Genomic DNA, 17,644 nt, shown 5'->3' on the forward strand with positions numbered 1-17,644 from the left:
ATGAGTGCCAGTAACGCCCGCCAGGGCATCCTGTCCCTGGCTGTAAAGGACAAGGCCGCGCTGTACAGCGCGTACATGCCGTTCGTGAAGAATGGCGGCATCTTCGTGCCCACGCCCAAGCGCTATTTCCTGGGCGATGAGGTGTTCCTGCTGCTGACCCTGCCCGATTCCAGCGAGCGCCTGCCGGTGGCGGGCAAGGTGATCTGGGTGACCCCGGCCGGCGCGCAGGGCAACCGTACCGCCGGCATCGGCGTACAGCTGCCTGACGGTGCCGAGGGCGAGAACGTGCGCAACAAGATCGAGACCCAGCTGGCCGGCCTGACCAGTTCGGACAAGCCCACCCACACGATGTGAGGGCAGGGGGCTTCCGCCCCTCTGTGGTGCCAGGCCATGCGTGGCAGCGCTGCCCGGAACGAAGCGCAGCGCATGCACTCGGTAGTGCCAGGCCATGCCTGGCAGCCCCTCCCGACAGGCCCACAGTACCCATGTGAAAAAGTGTTGACGGTCCTGAAAAAGCCCCTATAATGAGCGGCTCAGCAACACACCGGGCGGTTAGCTCAGCGGTAGAGCATTGCCTTCACACGGCAAGGGTCACAGGTTCGATCCCTGTACCGCCCACCAATAAAATCAGTGTGTTAGACGAAAGCCGGCGAAAGCCGGTTTTTTCGTAACAGCAGGGTAACTGCGTTGGGCCTCGTGTCGCAGCCTCGCTTGAGTTCGCGTTCCATTGCCTCCATCAATGTGCATGCCCACTAGGGCAACAACCAGAACAGGGAGTGCACATGGATTTGAAAGCTGGTGATCAGGTGCAGCTGAAGAGTGGCGGGCCAGTAATGACGGTCAGTGGTTTCCGCGGCGAACAGTTGTGGTGTGAGTGGTTTGATGCGAAAGGTGAGCACCAGTCGAGGGGCTTCCTGCCAATAGTTCTGACACTTTACACGCCCCCGGACCTGTCGGATTTCTCGTTGTAAGCGGGGATGCAAGTGGAGTGCCGCGCTTGGTATGGCCGAGTGCGGCATTTCTTACATAGGCGAGAGTCGTCCGCTTTGTGGTAGGTCTGGCGGTAAGGGCACTCGCGCAACCTATCGGTTCGCGATAGGGTTTCACTTGAGGTAGATCAGCAGTTCGTGCGGTGAGCATGCAGGCGCCGCGAAATGCACGGTGCCGGCACTGGCCCTAATCGCTCAAGACTAGGAACTCTCTAGTCGGCGCTAGTGCTTGGCGAAACCAGGTCGTCCAGCCGGTACTCAGGCCAGAATCGAGGGGCTAGCCGGTCAAACGTCTCGGTGATAGACCAGGGCTTCCATTCATGGCTCGCTAAGGGCGTCCGGCTGCTTGCCGAGATAATGGCATGCCCGGTCATGCCTACGAAGAAGCGACGATTGCTAGCCGACACGCTATAGCTAACCGAAGCTAGCAGTAGTGCCAGGTTGTCGTCGGGCCTCGGATCAGAAAGAGCCGCGTGTGCACCAACCTGATTTCTCCACTGCTGAATCTCAGGGCAGACGCTCTTCACCAGACTTTGCCCCAGCGCCTTAACCGCCCCCCTATCTCGGGTAAGCGCATGAAGCAAAGCCGGCTCGGCCCGGAGCTTGTCTGCGACGGGCACGAGTTGGAGATAAGAAGTTAGGCTTGTAGCAAACCATCCGAATGCCCCATAGACAAAGGGGTATGGGCATGGCATTCCCGTCCATCGATCTTGAGCCGTTAGCAAATCCAGTTCCCGCTGCCTGACTTGCTTGGCCAATTCGATTATGGCGTCCTGGCGAGCAATCAAGCCCATCGTGAACCCATCCCTCACGGGGTGCACAACACCGTTGTCATGATCAAGAATGATCGCGCTCATTCTGAGGTCTCTAGGGGCTCAGGCAGTCTACATCCCTTGGTCGCTCAATAGGCCTTCCCGAAGCGCTCATTGATGGCCTCAATATTGGCCATGGCTTGCGGGACGAGTTCATCAAAGAACACCTCCCGCGTGCATGGCTGAAAGACATTCCAGTAGGGCGTCGTTGCCGCGCCACAGTAGATGAGGCCTGAGCGAGTGGAGTCATCGAACAACGCGAAGCAGGGCCCGGCGCCTACTTCTGCAAAGTTTCCGGGAAGGAGCAACTCCTCGTTTCTCCAGTGAAACGGCAATGGCAGCTTCCTCCCGTCGGATAGCTCCAGGTAAGTTCGCTCGTTGCCGTCGGCCCCTGGGTGGGTGTGGATGAGCTGCGAGGCAGTGGTCATTTACGGCTCCTTCGACGTGGTGGGGCGCTGGGTCATACGCGGTCACTCCATCCATAGCGAGCAACACCTGCACGCGCAATTTGCCCACCAGAAGCTACATCATCCGCAGCCGCAGCCAAGAAAACCTTCAAGAGTTTCTCGCCGTTTGCGTCACGGTCCATCTGTGCGCTTTCCACCCGGGCAGGTGCTCCGTTGTTGTGGATCTGGATGTTCATTCGACCACCACCAGCCGCGGCATCGTAAGCGGCAGTCTGTCGCCGGCTGAGTACGCGCTCACCCGTTTGCAGAACAGCAAAACGTTCATCGGACTTGAGGCTATATCCACCACCGCCATGGAAGCGAGGGGCTTTCCCGATCATCTCTTGCGTAACCGCCAGTCGCATACGCGAGCCTCCGGAGCCGACCACACCACCTTGGTGATGCTTGCCGACAATGGCACCGATAATCTTGCTAACCGTCCCGCCAGACGAGCTTCCGCTTTGGTTGAACAGGCTCTGCACCGTTCGTAGCGCAGCTTCTTGGGCGATCATTCGGGCCACACCCGCGACGAAGCTCTTTACCATGTCGCTGAACGCATCCTTGAAGCTCTTGGCACCGGTGGTCAGATCCGCCCAAAAGTCTCCAAACGACGATGCTGCAAGGTCTTGGGTTTTCTGAGCCTACACCCGCCGGGACTGTACCATCTGGGCGATCTGCAGGTCGATGTCCTGCAGGCCGGCCAGGGCGGCCTGCTGCTCAGGTGATCCCTGCTTCAGCCCGGCCATAGATTCAACTGAGGCGACTCGCAGGGCGCGAAGGTCATCGAGCGCCTTGGTGCGTGCTGCGGCCAGTTGCGCCTCACCCTCCCCGTAAGGGCCGGAAAACTGTCGAAAACTGGGGTCCGAATTCCCCCGGTGGAGGCGCTATCCCACAGGGGCCCCAGTCGTCCAGCTTGCTGGGGGAAACCCCTTGCCCTGTCAGCCTGGAGCCCGATTAAGCAGCGTAAGGAGGCTTCCGACACTATTGGGCCCAGCCAATGTCTTGACTATCACACTACAGGCTTGCTCCCGATTGCTGCATTTCACGTCGAAGCCGATCGGCCTCCGCGCATGCCAGAACTTCCTTGATAGCACTGACATGCCAGACCCTCCCAAGGTCTGACTCTGGGTTGATTCTTCCAGAGTAGATGCCGAGAAACTCCCACTTGGCGCCGGCATCAATCACTGATGCTGCTCTGCCATCTTTTTCGACTCGGTGGTCACCGACTCGATAGGCGATAACCGCAGAGCCCGATTGGCCCCGTCTCGCCCTGCAGTCAATCAAGAACACCGGGTTATCAGCTGTGATTATCGACAGTTCTTGTGCGATGAAGCCGGTCGCCCAGATTGGAAACCGGCCATAGGATGAAAGGCCAAAAGGAAATCCGACGACGCTAACGGGCTCTGCAGGGCCCACGAGAAGTCCGGGCCTATCAAGGTCAAGCTCTAAGTAGTATGGAAATCTGATTACGTCATCGGCCCAGGATAGGTTCAATGCGACTAGGTCGGCTGATGCTCCTAAGCGCGGGTGCTCAATGAAGTACGGCTCACCACTCTCTCGAAAGAGTGGAAGACGAATTGGGAGCCATTCCCCTAGCTCCAGTGGGTTCTTGTGAAAGTAGATAACGATGTTATCTGGGATTGCTGCTGTGGTGCTCAAACACTCCCCGGTGTCTTGATGTCTTCCAGTGACGTTGTGCCGATTTGTGATAAATGCACAATGGGATTTATGGTCGTTTGCGACCAAAAATCCTGTCCCGGTTCCGATGACCGTTTGTCCGAAACAGATCTCTATGTACAAAGACTTCACTGTCGGAGTGGCTAGCGTCAAATCAATGGCATTGCGCGGCTTCAGATCATTCGGCGAAAGAGTCGTTGTCATTGGGTTGCTATAGTTTTTGTGCGGCGGTTGATTGATGAACTTTATCGAATTTGCATTTGAGAGGGATATTCATTGGAAGCCTTCGCCAGACTGTATCCAGCCCAGCACATCGCCGACGTAGTACCAAGGCGTTTTGGCGGGTTGGTAAAAGCGCGGCCCCTTGCCCTCCGTTCGCCATCGTCGTAAGCGGCTGACCGGGCATGAAATGAGTACCGCCGCCGTCCCCTCTGTAACGCGCCCGTCGATCGTAACGTAGTGGCCTGCTGCCTCTAGGCGCTGGCGGACTTCGGCGATAGAAGCCGGGGTGCTGGTAGCGTCGGAGGTGCTCAGTTCGTCGCTCCTCACATGTTCCTCCGATGATCTGTCTCCACGGGGTGCCTATGGCCGCTGTTGCTGACCGACGCATCCTTGGCTGCCAGCCGACAGCGCGCGCCGAATGCAGGCTTTGCCGGGTGCTGGCAGCCGTGGTGGTGACGGTGGTTCACCAGGTAGCGAAGCCCGTGCACATCGTGCAGCGGGCGCAGGGGGTGAATTGGGTGCACGGGGTGCGCTTCTTTCCACTGCGCCCGGTGCAGCCCTGCGCCAGATGCGTGACCTGTCACCTCCGCCAGTGTTGTCACCCTTGACACCGTCTCACCCGTCTGCAGCGCGCGCCGCCCGTACGGTCTCGGTGGCGCTCGGTGCGGATGCCAAGCAGGTGCTCGCGCAAAGGGTGCAATCCACGACATGTGCGAAGGGGGCAATCGGTGCAGTGCGGTGCAACCGTCTCGCCACTTCTGGCGGTGCTGTGATGCGCAGAGCAGGGGCGGGGTGTGCGCAAAACCACACACCCCCTGGTAGTAGTTATCTGTGCACTCACCCTGAGTACGGCTTTGTCCCGAAATTGACCCTGACCGTACTCGCCCCGAGTACGCTTTCGTTAGATTCTCGTTACGTTTAGACATGACCGTACTCGCCTTGAGTGCGGGGCGTACTCACCTTGAGTGCCGCGTTTTTTGGCATTCGCCGACGTAGTCACCATTCGGCCCAATGTTCGTCAGCAGGAAGGAGCGCGCGCGGCCGGTGCCGGTCTTCTGATCGAAGTTGCTGGGTTTGACTTCCTCGATCCACCCACGCTCCTCCAGTGCGGCGAAGGCGGCTTGCACCTTCGCCTGACCGACATTTGCCAGCCTGCGTCTGGCCTCTCTCACGCTGAGGAATACCTCGTTCCCTGCAGATGGCCTATACGGAAGACTCCAGCGACACCTGTTGGCATGGCGCCAGGTATTCGGTGGCAAACGGCTGTATTCCTTGTCATTACAGCCGGTCATGCATTCATGCGGTGGAATGGTTCGTGCTGGCCAGGTATGGCAATCTGCAGGCAATTCCGAACGGGGCGTGCATGGAATGCAGCATGCGGCGGGCAAGTGGCAGACGCGTCGGGGAGCTGGCTGATGGACTTCACCGGCCTGACAAAGAAGTTTCCCAACAACCGGCCGCTGTCGGACTTCGAGCGTGAACATCGCTTGCTGCAGAAGAAGCGGCTGGATGTGCCGCTGCTGGCGCAGCTGTGCGTGGTGACGATGAATTCCCGCACGCTGGTATCGGTCGATCGCTGGTACGCCTACCGTGGTTATATCGCGCTGCTCGGGCTGATCGGTGTGGCCTTCGCGGTCGGCGGCATCGCGATGCTGGCCTGGATTCTGCTGATCGACAAAGCGCCGAATGAGAACGGCATCTGGGAGGCCATTTTCTTCGGCATCGTGATGTTCGCGGGGTTGGGGGTGGCCGGCGCCTGGGTGGCACGCAAGGAACTGTTCCGCTGGACCTATTACCCTATCGTGCTGGACCGTAAAACCCGGCAGGTGCATGTGTTCCGGCTGGATGGCACGGTACTGAGCGCGCCGTGGGATACGATCTATTTCACGCTGGGGCGGGGCACCGGACCGGTGGGGGCGTTCAACTGGGACATCCGCGGGCTGATCCTGGCCGAGGACGGCGTGACGGTGAAAGAGACCTTCGCGTTCTGCATCACCACCGGCGAAATCGAACATGCGCATTCGCACTGGGAATTCCTGCGGCGCTACATGCAGGAAGGCCCCGCGGCGGTGCGTGAGGCCGTGCTGTACTGCATGCCGCTGGAGCGCAGGCCGGAAAGCTTTGCGGTCGGCAAGGAACGCATCTTCGCCAACGATGCGCATGCGCCGGCCTTCATGTACCTGACGATGATTCCCTTCAACTACGTGCACGCGCTGGCGCGTTGGCTGGTGATGCGCACCAGCAAGGTGCCGGTGTTTCCGCCGGCGATCGAGGCGGCCAGACGGCCCGAGCCGGATGACCCGTATGTGTTCGACGCCTCGATGAATCCCGAGGACCTGCGCTAGGCACGTTGGCGCCGCAGCGCCGTCCTTGCCATGCGCGCCGGGGCATGCTCCCATCGGCAGGGACACCATGCCGCGCCACGGGAGCCCCGCCATGCCGCTTGCCCGCATCGACCTTCGCAAGGGAAAGACCCCCGAGTACCGCCAGCGCGTGGGCGAGGTGGTGTACCAGGCCATGCTGGCCATCGGCGTGCCACCGGATGACCGCTTCCAGGTCATCCAGGAGCACGATGCCGATGGACTGGTCTACGACCCGGGCTACCTGGGCATTGCCCGCACCGATGACTTCATCTGCATCCAGGTCACCTGGAACGAAGGCCGCACGCTGGAGCAGAAGAAGGCGTTCTACCTGGCCGTGGCCGACGGGCTGCACGCCGCCGTGGGTGTGCGCCGGGAAGACGTATTCATCAACCTGGTGGAAGTGAAACGGGAAAACTGGTCCTTCGGCAACGGCGTCGCCCAGTACGCCAGCTGAGGGCTATTTCCGCCGCTGCGCGAACAGCCAGTCACGCCACCAGCGGCCCGGCTGGATGTCCGCAGGTGGCTGGTGCGCCAGCCCCTGGTACTGGCGGAACTGCACGCGCGTATTGCCGGCGCGCTGCAGGGCCAGGAAGAAGCGGTGGTCGGCGGTGATCGGATTGTTGTCATCGGCATCGCCATGCACGATCAGCACCGGCAACTGGCGCAGCGTGCGTGCACTGTCATCGGCCGGCGCGATGCCCGAGAACGGCACGATCGCGGCCAGCAGCGTGTCATCCAGCGTGGGCGCCAGCCATGCCGCCGAGCCGCCCATCGAGAAGCCGGTTGCGTAGATACGCGCGGTGTCCACCGGATGATGGGCGGCGAAATCGCGCGCCAGTTCCAGCGCATGGGCCAGCACCGGCGCTGCGGTGGCATGCTGGTCGGGGCCCGGTGGCCCGTAGTGGGCGCTGCGTTCGGCGAACTGTGGCACCAGCACGAATGCGGGGTAACGTGCGCGCGTTTCGGGCAGCGCCCAGCTTTTGGCCATGCGGTCCAGCTGCAGGCGGTTGTCGGTGCCGATGCCGCCGGAGCTGTGCAGCTGGATCACCAGCGGATAGCGCCTGCCGGGCTCGATCCGCTGCGGTGGCAGCACCCGATAGGGCACGCTGCTGCCGTCGCGGGCGGTGAAGCGGGCCGCATCGAACACCGTCTCGTCCACCGCGGCCATCGCATCCGGTGCCAGTGCACCCACATCGGTGATGTGGCTGATGGGCGTGGCGGCGTGTGCGGCGGTGGCCAGCGCACCGGCCATGCCGAGGGCAAGGGTCAGCAGTCGAAACATCGGGGCCTTCCGGTGGCGTACAGGGCGGTCTGCCCGAGTGTAGGCGCTGGCCCGCACCGGGGACAGCGGGCGGCCACGCGCGTTTTTCATGGCTGCCCGCCATCGGTTTCATGGCGTTGGCGTCATGCCGGGTGAGTGACACCGGCGGCACGCGCCAGTGCGGTGGCATGCGCGCTGCCGCGCCGCTCGCTGTAGCGGTCCACCAGGTAGTCGGCGCGATCGCGGGTGAGTACGGTGAACTTCACCAGTTCCTCCATCACATCCACCATGCGTTCGTAGTAGGGCGAGGGCTTCATGCGGCCGTCGTCGTCGAATTCCTGCCAGGCCTTGGCCACCGAGGACTGGTTGGGGAGGGTCAGCATGCGCATCCAGCGGCCCAGCACGCGCAACGTGTTGACGGTGTTGAACGACTGCGAACCGCCGCTGACCTGCATCACCGCCAGTGTCTTGCCCTGGGTGGGGCGCACGCTGCCTTCCTCCAGCGGCAGCCAGTCGATCTGGTTCTTGAACACACCGGTGACCGTGCCATGCCGTTCCGGGCTGACCCAGACATGGCCATCGGCCCACTGCGACCACTGGCGCAGGCGCTGCACCTCGGGGTGGTCCTTGCCGACGCTGTCGAGCATGGGCAGGTGGTGCGGATCGAACACGCGGGTCTGGCAGCCCAGGTGCTGCAGCACCCGTTCAGCCTCCAGGGCCAGCTTGCGGCTGAACGATTGCGGGCGCAGCGACCCGTACAGCAGCAGGATGCGCGGTGGCTGGGCGGGCGTGGCGCCCAGTGCGGCATGGTCGGGGCCTGGCAGCAGGGAGGCGTCCAGGTGCGAGGGCAGGGGAGTTGCGTTCGGCTTATTCATTCGACTATTCTAGAAATATGGAAACGAATAATGCAATCGCCGCCCTGACCGCCCTGGGTCATGTGACCCGCCTGGCGGCCTTCCGTCTGCTGGTCGAAGCCGGTCCGGCCGGGCGCATGGCCGGGGATATCGCCGCCGCCCTGCAGGTGCCGCCGGCCACGCTCAGCTTCCACCTGAAGGAACTGCTGCAGGCTGGGCTGGTGCACAGCCAGAGCCAGGGCCGCCATGTCTGCTACCGGGCCAACTTCGATGCGATGACCGGCCTGATCGCCTACCTCACCCACAACTGCTGCGCCGGCTCTCCCAGTGCCGACTGCAGCCCGTCGGCGCCGGACTGCGCCTGCTGACCCTGGAGACTGCTGTCGTGACCCTGCAACGCGTCCTGTTCCTGTGTACGGGCAATTCCGCCCGCAGTATCCTGGCCGAAGCCACGCTGCGCGCGTGGGCCGGACACCGCTTCGAAGTATTCAGCGCCGGCAGCCAGCCTGCCGGTGTGGTCAACCCGCATGCCCTGGCCCAACTGCAGGCCGAGGGCATCGCCACGGCCGGGCTGCGCAGCAAATCGTGGGACGAATTCATCCATGGCACGCCGATGGACCTGGTGATCACCGTCTGCGATGCGGCGGCGGCCGAGGCCTGTCCGGTGGTGTTCGGTGATTTCCTGCGTACGCACTGGGGCCTGCCGGACCCGGCGGCGGTGCAGGGCAGTGATGCGGACAAGCAGCAGGCGTTCGCCCAGGCTCATGCCATCGTCAAGGCACGGCTGCTGGCGCTGCTGGCCTTGCCGGCGGCGACCTGGGGCGACCGGGCGCACCTGAAGCGGGCGCTGGACCGCATCGGCTTCGTGCAGCCGGACGACCCCCGGGCCTGAAGACTGCTGTTCGAGACCGCGTGCCATGAGCCTGTTCGAGCGTTACCTGACCCTGTGGGTCGCCCTGTGCATTGTCGTCGGCACCGCACTGGGGCATCTGTTTCCCGGTGCATTCGCCGCGCTGGCCGCGCTGGAGGTAGCCAAGGTCAACCTGCCGGTGGCGGTGCTGATCTGGTTGATGATCGTTCCGATGCTGCTGAAGGTGGACTTCGCGGCGATGCGCCAGGTGGGCCAGCACTGGAAGGGAATCGGCGTCACCCTGTTCATCAACTGGGCCGTGAAGCCCTTCTCGATGGCGCTGCTGGGCTGGCTGTTCCTGCGTCATCTGTTCGCCGACCTGCTGCCGCCCGGGCAGGTGGACAGCTACATCGCCGGCCTGATCCTGCTGGCGGCAGCCCCCTGCACGGCGATGGTGTTCGTGTGGAGCAACCTGTGCCGGGGCGATGCGGCGTTCACCCTGAGCCAGGTCGCGTTGAACGACGCCATCATGGTGGTCGCCTATGCGCCGGTGGTGGCGCTGCTGCTGGGCCTGTCAGCCATCACCGTGCCGTGGGGCACGCTGGTGCTGTCGGTGGGGCTGTACATCGTGGTGCCGGTGCTGCTGGCCGCGCTGTTGCGGCGGGTGCTGCTGGTACGCCGTGGCGCGCAGGGACTGCAGCGGGTACTGCACCGGCTGGGGCCGCTGTCGCTGGCGGCACTGCTGCTGATGCTGCTGGTGCTGTTCGGGTTCCAGGGCGAGCAGATCGTGCGCCAGCCGCTGGTGATCGCACTGATCGCCGTACCGATCCTGGTGCAGGTGTACTTCACCTCGGGGCTGTCCTACCTGCTCAACCGGCAGCTGGGCGTGGCCCACTGCGTGGCGGGGCCTTCGGCATTGATTGGTGCCAGCAACTTCTTCGAGCTGGCGGTGGCCACGGCAGTAGGCCTGTTCGGTGTGCACTCCGGGGCGGCACTGGCCACGGTGGTGGGCGTGCTGATCGAGGTACCGGTGATGTTGTCGGTGGTGCGCATCGTCAACGCCTCACGCCGCTGGTACGAGCGGGCCTAGGCCCGCCCGTACCGGAAGCTCATGCTTTCAGCCAGCGCGTGGATGCAGCGACCAGCAGCAGTGCGGCGGCCACACCGATGAAGGCGCCGACCAGGCCGATGTGGTGCGCGCCGAAGCCGATCAGCGCCGGCCCGGCCAGCACGCCGGCATACCCCAGCGTGGTGACGGCGGTGATGGCGATCGATTCGGGCATGCGCTTCTGGTTGCCGGCCAGCGAGAACAGCGCCGGCACCACGTTGGCGCAGCCCAGGCCCAGCATCACGTAGCCGGCCAGCGATGCCTGCCATGGCGTGACCAGGGTCAGCACCAGCACGCCGGCGGCGCCCAGCAGGCTGCCCAGCACGATGGTGCGGCGATGGCCCAGGCGTTCGACCACCGGATCACCGAACAGGCGGGCCACGGTCATCGTCAGGGCGAAGGTGGCAAAGCCGATGCCGGCATGGGCGGTGGCCACGCCGCGCACGTCGGCCAGGAACACCGCACTCCAGTCCATCATCGCGCCTTCGGCGAGGAAGGCGACGAACGCCAGCAGGCTGATGAACAGCACCACGCCGCGCGGCCAGGCCAGCATCGGTCCTTCGTGGCCGGCCCGTTCGCTGCGCCAGTGGCGCACCGATGCCATCGCCAGCAGCACCAGCGCGGCCATGCCGGCCAGCACCGACGGCAGCGGTGCCAGCACGGTATACAGCACGGTCATCGCGGCCCCCCCGATGAAGCCGCCGATGCTGTAGAAGGCGTGGAAGCCGGACATCATCGCGCGGCCGGAATCGCGCTCGACCACCACGGCCTGCACGTTCATCGTGCAATCCATCGCGCCCACGCCCGCACCGAATGCGAACAGCACCAGGCCCAACGTCCAGGCCGATGGTGCCAGCACCAGGCCGGGCAGGGTCACGAGGATCAGCGCGGTGGTGGCGATCATCACCGCGCGGCAGCCCACGCGCGCGGCCAGCAGGCCGGCCAGCGGCATCGCCAGCAGCGAACCGGCACCCAGGCACAGCAGCACCAGGCCGAGTGTGGCGTCGTTGGCCCCGGTACGGTCCTTGGCAAAGGGCACCAGCGTGGCCCACATCGCGGTGGCGAATCCAGGAATGAAAAAGGCGGCGCGGGTGGCGTGCTGCTGCGCGCGCGGTCGGTGCGGTGTCGTCATGGCGGAAGTGGCAGTGAGGATCAGGGCGGGGTGGGGTGCACGGCGATGCCGGCGGCAATGAAATGCGCGGCCAGTGCCGGCGGTGCCGAGGTGGTCAGCACCAGGTCGTCGATCTCCTCCAGGCTGGCCACCTGCCAGGTGCCGCGTGCACCAAGCTTGTCGGTGGTGGCGGCAACGATGATGCGGCTGCTGCAGGCCACCATGGCACGCTTGAGCGTGGCTTCCTCGCCATCCATCGCCCACACGCCGGTATCGGTATCCACCGCGCAGGCGCCGGGCAGGTAGACATCGGCACGCAGCCGCTGCACCTGCGCCAGGGCTTCGGCGCCCACCGCGCCACCGCCAGCCGCCAGCCGGCCACCGATCAGCTGCACCGTAGTGCCCGCCTGCCAGGTGGCCGCCGTGGCGATCTGCGGGGCGTTGGTGATGACGGTCAGGCCGAGCGCGCCCGGCAGGTGCTGGGCGATGGCCAGGTTGGTGGAGCCGGCATCGATCAGCACCACCTGCCCGGGCTGCAGCAGGGCACAGACACGGGCCGCCAGTTCGGCCTTGTCGCCGCGGTCCTGGGTGACGCGCTCGCGCAGCGGTGCCGCCTTGGGGGCAGGCAGTACCGCGCCGCCATACACCCGCTGGCACAGGCCCTGCGCGGCCAGTTCACGCAGGTCGCGGCGGATGGAATCTTCGGAAACGGCGTAGCGGCGGGCCAGATCGGCGGCAATGACGCGGCCCTGCTGGCGCAGTTCGTCCAGGATCAGCTGGCTGCGCTCGGCGGGCAGCGCGGTGGGGTCGGCAGACATGGGGAAGGTGACGGGGGAGCGGGAGAATGAGTGTGCATGATCGTGCATAAACGTGCAATAACGCGATTCATGGGCCGGGTAGCGCCGGGGCACGTGCCATCGCAACCGGTGAGACCGCCCTGGCTATCCTCATCGGCATGACACTTCCTGCCGGCTTTCACTGGGTCAAGCCGCGCCCTTCTGCTGCAGGGCGGGGCGAAGCCATCGCATTCGAGGGCATCTGCGTGGTGCGGCTGTGGCACCGCCCCGGCCCCGGCGGCTGGATGGCCCAGCTGGACTGCCATCGCCCAGGCGGCGGGCCCGAACGCCTGCGTCCGTGCACGGGCCACGTGCAGGGGCGCTGCGGGGCCGAAGCCTGGGTGTGGCGGCACCATCAACGGCTGGTGACCGAAGTACAGCAGGCGCGCCGTCTGCGCGACAGCCTGCGCTTGCCCGGGCAGGTGCGCGCTGTGAACGCTCCGGTGGCGGTGGTCAGGCGCTGAAGCGCCCGCGTGCCATGGCCTGCATCGCGCGGGCCATGGTCTGGAACACGCGCGGGTCGCGGCACTGGGCGGCATTGAAGCGCAGGAAATCGGCCATTCCCTGGGACTGGCTGAAGGCGTTGCCCGGGGCGAGTACGACATTTTCACGCAGGCAGTGGCGGGCCAGCTCGGCGGCATCCATGCCATCGGGCAGGCGGCACCACAGGAACAGGCCGGCGTCGGGCTGCAGCCAGGGCTGGATGCCCAGCGGCTGCAGTCTGCGCAGCGTGTGCCGGCGCGCGTCGGCCAGGTGGCTGCGTACGCCCTGCATGTGGCGGCGGTAGCCGCTGTCGGTCAGCGCGATGTGGGTGACGTGCGCGGCCAGGTGCCCCCCGCCGAAGGCGGTCGCCAGCTTCAGATCGGTCAGTGCGTCGATCCAGTCGTGGCGGGCGGCGATGTAACCGCAGCGCATCGCCGCCGATACCGTTTTGGAAAAACTGCCCACGTGGATCACCCGCTGCAGCCCGTCCATGGCCGCCAGGCGTGGTGCCGGGCTCAACTCGAAGTCGGTGAAGATGTCATCTTCCACGATGATCAGGTCGCTGCGCTCGGCCAGGCCAAGCAGGCGATGGGCGGTGGTGGCCGACAGCACCGCACTGGTCGGGTTGTGCAGGCCGGCGTTGGTGACGTACAGGCGCGGGCGGTGCTCCTGCAGAGCAGTGGCGAAGGCGTCCAGATCCGGCCCGGTGGGGGTGTAGGGCACGCCCACCACCTGCACCTGATGGGCCTTCAGCAGCGCGTGGAAATTGAAGTAGCTCGGGTCGTCCACCAGCACGATGTCACCGGGCTTGAGCAGGAAACGGCAGACCAGGTCCACCGCGTGCGTGCCCGATTCGGCCAGCAGCAGCTGGTCCATGTCGGTATCGATGCCGAGCGCGGCGATGCGACGGCGCAGGGTCTGGCGCATGGCGGGCAGGCCCAGCGGACTGCCATAGTCGGCCAGCTGCGCGGGGTCGGCACGGCTGGCCACGCGCAGGCCGCGGCGCACACCGTCCTGGTACAGCCATTCCGGCGGCAGCCAGCCGCAGCCCGGGCGCAGCGCATCGGCCGGCATTTCCAGCGATTGCCGCGACACCCACAACGGGTCCACTGCACGGTCCAGGCGCGGTTCCATGGCGGCCAGGGCCAGCGGTGCGGCCGGGCCGGCCACGTAGAAGCCCGAGCCGGCACGCGCCTGGATGACACCTTCGGCGGTCAGGCGTTCATAGGCTTCCACCACCGTGGACACGGACATGCCCATCGCAGCCGCCTGCGCACGCACCGAGGGCAGGCGACTGCCGGGCGCATCCACGCGCGCGCTGATGCGCGCACGCACGGCATTCATCACGGTGTCGATGCGGGTCGGTTGGCGGGCCATGGGCGGAACCGTAGTGGAAGTGTAGGCAGTACAGTTTCTTCAAACTGTGCTGGATTGTAGCTGGGGATGCCCCCGGCGCGGTGGTCCACTGCAGCTGTCGCACGGGCCGGGCCCGTCGCGGCCGGTGCTCCCTCCCCCTGGAACGCCGCCCCCCTACAGCAAGGACACCGCGTGGAACGGTCGGCAAGTGGTTGGATCAATGGGTTCATCGGTGTGATGATCTTTGCCGGCACGTTGCCGGCCACGCGCATGGCGGTGCTGCAGCTGGATGCCGGCTTCGTCACGGCAGCACGCGCGATCATCGCGGCGGTGCTGGCGGTTGCCCTGCTGCTGACCCTGCGCCAGCCGCTGCCGCACCGGCGTGACCTGCCGCCGTTGCTGGCGGTCAGCCTGGGCGTGGTGGTCGGGTTTCCGTTGTTGACCGCGCTGGCCCTGCGCCATGCGTCTTCTGCGCACGCCATCGTCTTTGTCGGACTGCTGCCGTTGCTGACCGCGGTGTTCGGTGTGCTGCGCGGTGGTGATCGGCCGCGGCCCGCGTTCTGGGTGTGCTCGGTGCTGGGCAGCGCCTGCGTGGTGGGGTATGCCACGCGGCACGGCATCCAGGCGTCATGGCGTGCGGATCTGCTGATGCTGGCGGCGATCGCTGCGTGTGGCATGGGCTACGCCGAAGGCGCACGCCTGTCGCGCCATCTCGGCGGCTGGCAGGTCATCAGCTGGGCGCTGGTGATCGCACTGCCGGTGATGCTGCCGCTGATGCTGGTGAGCTGGCCGCCCTCGGTGGCCCATATCACCGCACCGGCCTGGTGGGCACTGGGTTATGTCGGTGTGTTCAGCATGATGGTCGGCTTCGTGTTCTGGTACCGCGGTCTGGCGCTGGGCGGCATCGCCGCGGTCAGCCAGTTGCAGTTGCTGCAGCCCTTCATGGGGCTGGCACTGGCTGCGTTGCTGCTGCACGAAGCGGTGGATGCCAGCATGCTGCTGGTGACGCTGGCTGCGGTGCTGTGCGTGGCGGGGGCGAAGCGGTTCAGCCGCTGAAGACTGGCGCGGTGATGTCCTTCCCGCAGGAAAATACGGTGTTCACTGATGGCGCAGGTTGTCCTGCAGGGCCATGCTGGCGTCAGCCTGTCAGATTGCCCACCCATGAATCCCGTTTCACTTCCCCGCATTGCTGCCGATACTGTCGGGACGTCCTCTGCTGCGATGCCCATGCTCGATATCGTTCTTGCCGAAGACCAGTCGCGCGAGTACCTGCCGCTGCCCTTCCGCGGATTCTGGAACGAGGGCTATTGCCTGCTGCGTGTCCGGGTGCGCCAGGGGAAATTTGTCGTTTTCTGCTCGCAGTTGCCGGCGTACTACGGGACGTCGGTAACCAATGCGCTCGAAGCCGTCCTGGAGAGCCTGGTTGTGCATCTGATGCATCCAGGGCCGCAGGGGCAGCCCCCGGCGCTCCGCGTGGTGTCGCGGTTTGGATGGCTGCGGCGTCTGCTGTACTCCAAGGTGCAGTGGCAGGCGCATGTGCTGCGTACCGCAATGGCACAGGTGCAACGCCATTGCCTGTGGGTGGAGCACTACTTCGCGACTGAAGGCGGCCTCCGGGACGAGACCTACGCGCTGGTCAGCTTCAATGACAACGGCACGCCGGCATGGCGTTATGTCGATCGTGACGTCGCCGCGGAAGAGGTCGGGGACGTGGCATTCCTGATGCTGGAGGCAGAGAAGGTAGCGGCATGGGCGTCGAATATTCCCCGCTGAGCCTGGATGCCTTCCTGCGGGGGCGCAAGGCGGTGCACGCGGAGGGCGTCTGCGCCAGGGTGCACATGGGGCAACTGCTGGTCGGCTTGACCTGGGACCTGTTGGGCAAGGCGGAATCAGTGCATGGCGGTGCGGCATCGTTGATGCGGGGGGAGCGGGAACTGTATGGCCCCATCGTGGACCGGCTTCGGGCTGCGTTGCCAGGACCGATCAGCATCGATATCGAAGCCACGCTGCCATTGATCTCCACGGAGGCACAGCCACTGAGAACGGATATCTCCGTCCGCATGCCGGGATGTCACCGGCAGGGCAAGGCGGCGAAGACACCGCAGGCGATGTTCATCGAAGTCAAATCCGCGTTTGCAGGTGAACGGCTGCGTGAAGCGGATGTCTGCCATGACCTGGCCAAGCTGGCACGTTGCCGGGCGGCCTACGGTGCGCAGTGCTTCTTCATGATCGTGGGCTTGGCCGACAGCCTGCGACGTGGTGCGGTTGGCCGGTTGCTCGGCCTGGCCACGCCTTCTGCGATGCTGCGTATCGAGCTCGAGGGGATCGGACCGGTGTGGCTGCAGCTGACGGCCAGCAATACCGTCGGCGCCATCCACAGCCACGTCTGGCTTGTCTCGACAACGGCTTCGCTTCCGGCCGACGCCGGCTACTATCGTTACAGCCTATTCCAGCATCTGATGGGATGATCCGTCATATGTCTGTCGCCATGAGCTCACATGGCCCTCGCCATCCCGGCGCTAACGTAGACCGTCCCCGCCCCCAACGGAGACCGGCCATGTCGATGTCATACCTGCAACGCCTGTGGCCGGCCCGTGTGCCGGTGCCACCCGCCCCGACGCCCGTTCCGCGCCGGCTGCCACTGAAGCGCCCGGCACGGGCCGGGCGGGCCGGCATGGCACCGTGGCAGCAGGTGGCGCCGGTGCGCCGCCGCGGGCACTAGCCGGTGCGGTCGGCGGGGTGGTTCACCCCGTCGTTGACCGGTACCTCGCCCAGTGCGAACGGATTGATGCCCTCCAGGCAGGCCACGTTGTAACCGTACTGATGCGGGTTGGAGCGCCGCCTGTGGTGGGTGTAGATGCCGCACAGGCCGCAGAAGTAGTGCTCGGCCACGTGCGTGTTGAACTGGTACCGGCGCAGGTGTGCATGCCCGCGCACGATCTGCAGCCCGTCCTGGCTGACGCTGGCGGCAATGGCACCGCGCCGGCGGCACATCGAGCAGTCGCAGCGGCGCGGGTCGACGATGCCCTCGGGCAGGTGCAGGCGCAGTTCGATGCTGCCGCAGTGACAGGAGGCGGTGTGCCAGCTCTGGACCGGTACGCCGGCCACGGTGGTGATGCCCATGGATGCTTCCTGCGGTGGGGGGACGACCATCATAGGCGCCCCGGTGATGGCCGGTGCCCGGCGTGCATGCCGCCGTCAGCTGGGTTGTGGCTAACTAGCGGCTTCGACCATGGCCGGAAAGGACCCCAGTGAAGACCGCAGGACGTTGGATGA

The 17,644-nt window shown here is 65.1% G+C and carries 20 protein-coding genes and 1 tRNA gene; 13 read left to right on the top strand and 8 right to left on the bottom strand.

Features of this window, described 5'->3' with window-relative positions:
- From Q9R17_RS12775 to Q9R17_RS12785, 3 genes are all read left to right on the top strand, one after another.
- Positions 1-354 carry a PilZ domain-containing protein gene (locus Q9R17_RS12775; protein ID WP_308154980.1) on the top strand — a complete coding sequence of 118 codons (354 nt, stop codon included), beginning with the start codon at positions 1-3 and terminating at the stop codon, positions 352-354.
- Between the two features lie 192 nt (positions 355-546).
- A tRNA-Val gene (locus Q9R17_RS12780) sits at positions 547-621 on the top strand.
- A gap of 161 nt (positions 622-782) precedes the next feature.
- Positions 783-971: a DUF2158 domain-containing protein gene (locus Q9R17_RS12785; protein ID WP_308154981.1), complete on the top strand. Its 189-nt coding sequence runs from the start codon at positions 783-785 to the stop codon at positions 969-971.
- A gap of 919 nt (positions 972-1,890) precedes the next feature.
- Here the strand turns inward: Q9R17_RS12785 and Q9R17_RS12790 are convergent.
- Positions 1,891-2,229, bottom strand: a complete 339-nt coding sequence (locus Q9R17_RS12790) for a hypothetical protein (protein ID WP_308154982.1) — start codon at positions 2,227-2,229, stop codon at positions 1,891-1,893.
- A gap of 32 nt (positions 2,230-2,261) precedes the next feature.
- Positions 2,262-2,792 carry a hypothetical protein gene (locus tag Q9R17_RS12795; protein WP_308154983.1) on the bottom strand — a complete coding sequence of 177 codons (531 nt, stop codon included), beginning with the start codon at positions 2,790-2,792 and terminating at the stop codon, positions 2,262-2,264.
- A 2,682-nt stretch (positions 2,793-5,474) separates the two neighbouring features.
- On the opposite strand from Q9R17_RS12795, the gene Q9R17_RS12800 reads away from it, so the two are divergent.
- Both Q9R17_RS12800 and Q9R17_RS12805 read left to right on the top strand, forming a co-directional pair.
- The gene (locus Q9R17_RS12800; RefSeq protein WP_308154984.1) at positions 5,475-6,491 is read left to right on the top strand and encodes a DUF6708 domain-containing protein; all 1,017 of its coding nucleotides are present in this window, start codon (positions 5,475-5,477) and stop codon (positions 6,489-6,491) included.
- A gap of 91 nt (positions 6,492-6,582) precedes the next feature.
- The gene (locus Q9R17_RS12805) at positions 6,583-6,963 is read left to right on the top strand and encodes a tautomerase family protein (protein WP_308154985.1); all 381 of its coding nucleotides are present in this window, start codon (positions 6,583-6,585) and stop codon (positions 6,961-6,963) included.
- Positions 6,964-6,966: 3 nt separating this feature from the next.
- On the opposite strand, the gene Q9R17_RS12810 is transcribed toward Q9R17_RS12805, so the two are convergent.
- Together Q9R17_RS12810 and arsH are read right to left on the bottom strand one after the other, a co-directional pair.
- Positions 6,967-7,791 carry a prolyl oligopeptidase family serine peptidase gene (locus tag Q9R17_RS12810; RefSeq protein ID WP_308154986.1) on the bottom strand — a complete coding sequence of 275 codons (825 nt, stop codon included), beginning with the start codon at positions 7,789-7,791 and terminating at the stop codon, positions 6,967-6,969.
- Between the two features lie 122 nt (positions 7,792-7,913).
- A complete protein-coding gene (arsH, locus tag Q9R17_RS12815; protein WP_308154987.1) occupies positions 7,914-8,645 on the bottom strand; it encodes an arsenical resistance protein ArsH in 732 nt (243 codons plus the stop codon).
- Positions 8,646-8,662: 17 nt separating this feature from the next.
- On the opposite strand from arsH, the gene Q9R17_RS12820 reads away from it, so the two are divergent.
- From Q9R17_RS12820 to arsB, 3 genes are read left to right on the top strand one after another with little or no spacing between them, the layout of a single operon-like run.
- The gene (locus Q9R17_RS12820; RefSeq protein WP_308154988.1) at positions 8,663-8,992 is read left to right on the top strand and encodes a helix-turn-helix transcriptional regulator; all 330 of its coding nucleotides are present in this window, start codon (positions 8,663-8,665) and stop codon (positions 8,990-8,992) included.
- 17 nt (positions 8,993-9,009) lie between these two features.
- On the top strand, positions 9,010-9,516 hold the full coding sequence (locus Q9R17_RS12825) for an arsenate reductase ArsC (protein WP_308154989.1): 507 nt from the start codon (positions 9,010-9,012) through the stop codon (positions 9,514-9,516).
- A 25-nt stretch (positions 9,517-9,541) separates the two neighbouring features.
- Complete coding sequence (gene arsB / locus Q9R17_RS12830; RefSeq protein WP_308154990.1) at positions 9,542-10,564, top strand: ACR3 family arsenite efflux transporter; 1,023 nt, start codon at positions 9,542-9,544, stop codon at positions 10,562-10,564.
- A gap of 19 nt (positions 10,565-10,583) precedes the next feature.
- Here the strand turns inward: arsB and Q9R17_RS12835 are convergent, their stop codons facing one another.
- A complete protein-coding gene (locus Q9R17_RS12835; protein ID WP_308154991.1) occupies positions 10,584-11,714 on the bottom strand; it encodes an MFS transporter in 1,131 nt (376 codons plus the stop codon).
- 20 nt (positions 11,715-11,734) lie between these two features.
- On the bottom strand, positions 11,735-12,511 hold the full coding sequence (locus Q9R17_RS12840; protein WP_308154992.1) for a DeoR/GlpR family DNA-binding transcription regulator: 777 nt from the start codon (positions 12,509-12,511) through the stop codon (positions 11,735-11,737).
- Positions 12,512-12,648: 137 nt separating this feature from the next.
- On the opposite strand from Q9R17_RS12840, the gene Q9R17_RS12845 reads away from it, so the two are divergent.
- The gene (locus Q9R17_RS12845; protein ID WP_308154993.1) at positions 12,649-12,993 is read left to right on the top strand and encodes a hypothetical protein; all 345 of its coding nucleotides are present in this window, start codon (positions 12,649-12,651) and stop codon (positions 12,991-12,993) included.
- On the opposite strand, the gene Q9R17_RS12850 is transcribed toward Q9R17_RS12845, so the two are convergent.
- Entirely contained in the window at positions 12,983-14,389 is a 1,407-nt protein-coding gene (locus tag Q9R17_RS12850) for a PLP-dependent aminotransferase family protein (protein ID WP_308154994.1), read from the bottom strand. The genes Q9R17_RS12845 and Q9R17_RS12850 overlap by 11 nt on opposite strands.
- A gap of 171 nt (positions 14,390-14,560) precedes the next feature.
- Between Q9R17_RS12850 and Q9R17_RS12855 the strand changes: the two genes are divergently transcribed.
- The 4 genes from Q9R17_RS12855 to Q9R17_RS12870 all read left to right on the top strand — a co-directional run bounded on the left by Q9R17_RS12855 (position 14,561) and on the right by Q9R17_RS12870 (position 17,090).
- Positions 14,561-15,424, top strand: coding sequence for a DMT family transporter (locus Q9R17_RS12855; protein ID WP_308154995.1), 864 nt, complete (start codon positions 14,561-14,563; stop codon positions 15,422-15,424).
- Positions 15,425-15,472: 48 nt separating this feature from the next.
- Entirely contained in the window at positions 15,473-16,141 is a 669-nt protein-coding gene (locus Q9R17_RS12860) for a hypothetical protein (RefSeq protein ID WP_308154996.1), read from the top strand.
- Positions 16,117-16,836: a hypothetical protein gene (locus tag Q9R17_RS12865; protein ID WP_308154997.1), complete on the top strand. Its 720-nt coding sequence runs from the start codon at positions 16,117-16,119 to the stop codon at positions 16,834-16,836. Before Q9R17_RS12860 ends, Q9R17_RS12865 begins: the two co-directional genes overlap by 25 nt.
- Before the next feature lie 89 nt (positions 16,837-16,925).
- Entirely contained in the window at positions 16,926-17,090 is a 165-nt protein-coding gene (locus Q9R17_RS12870) for a hypothetical protein (protein WP_308154998.1), read from the top strand.
- Here Q9R17_RS12870 and Q9R17_RS12875 read toward each other — a convergent pair.
- On the bottom strand, positions 17,087-17,491 hold the full coding sequence (locus Q9R17_RS12875; RefSeq protein WP_308154999.1) for a GFA family protein: 405 nt from the start codon (positions 17,489-17,491) through the stop codon (positions 17,087-17,089). The genes Q9R17_RS12870 and Q9R17_RS12875 overlap by 4 nt on opposite strands.
- Between the last annotated feature and the right edge of the window lie 153 nt (positions 17,492-17,644).

This window comes from Stenotrophomonas sp. 24(2023) (assembly GCF_030913365.1).
In the GTDB taxonomy this organism is placed as follows: Bacteria; Pseudomonadota; Gammaproteobacteria; order Xanthomonadales; family Xanthomonadaceae; genus Stenotrophomonas.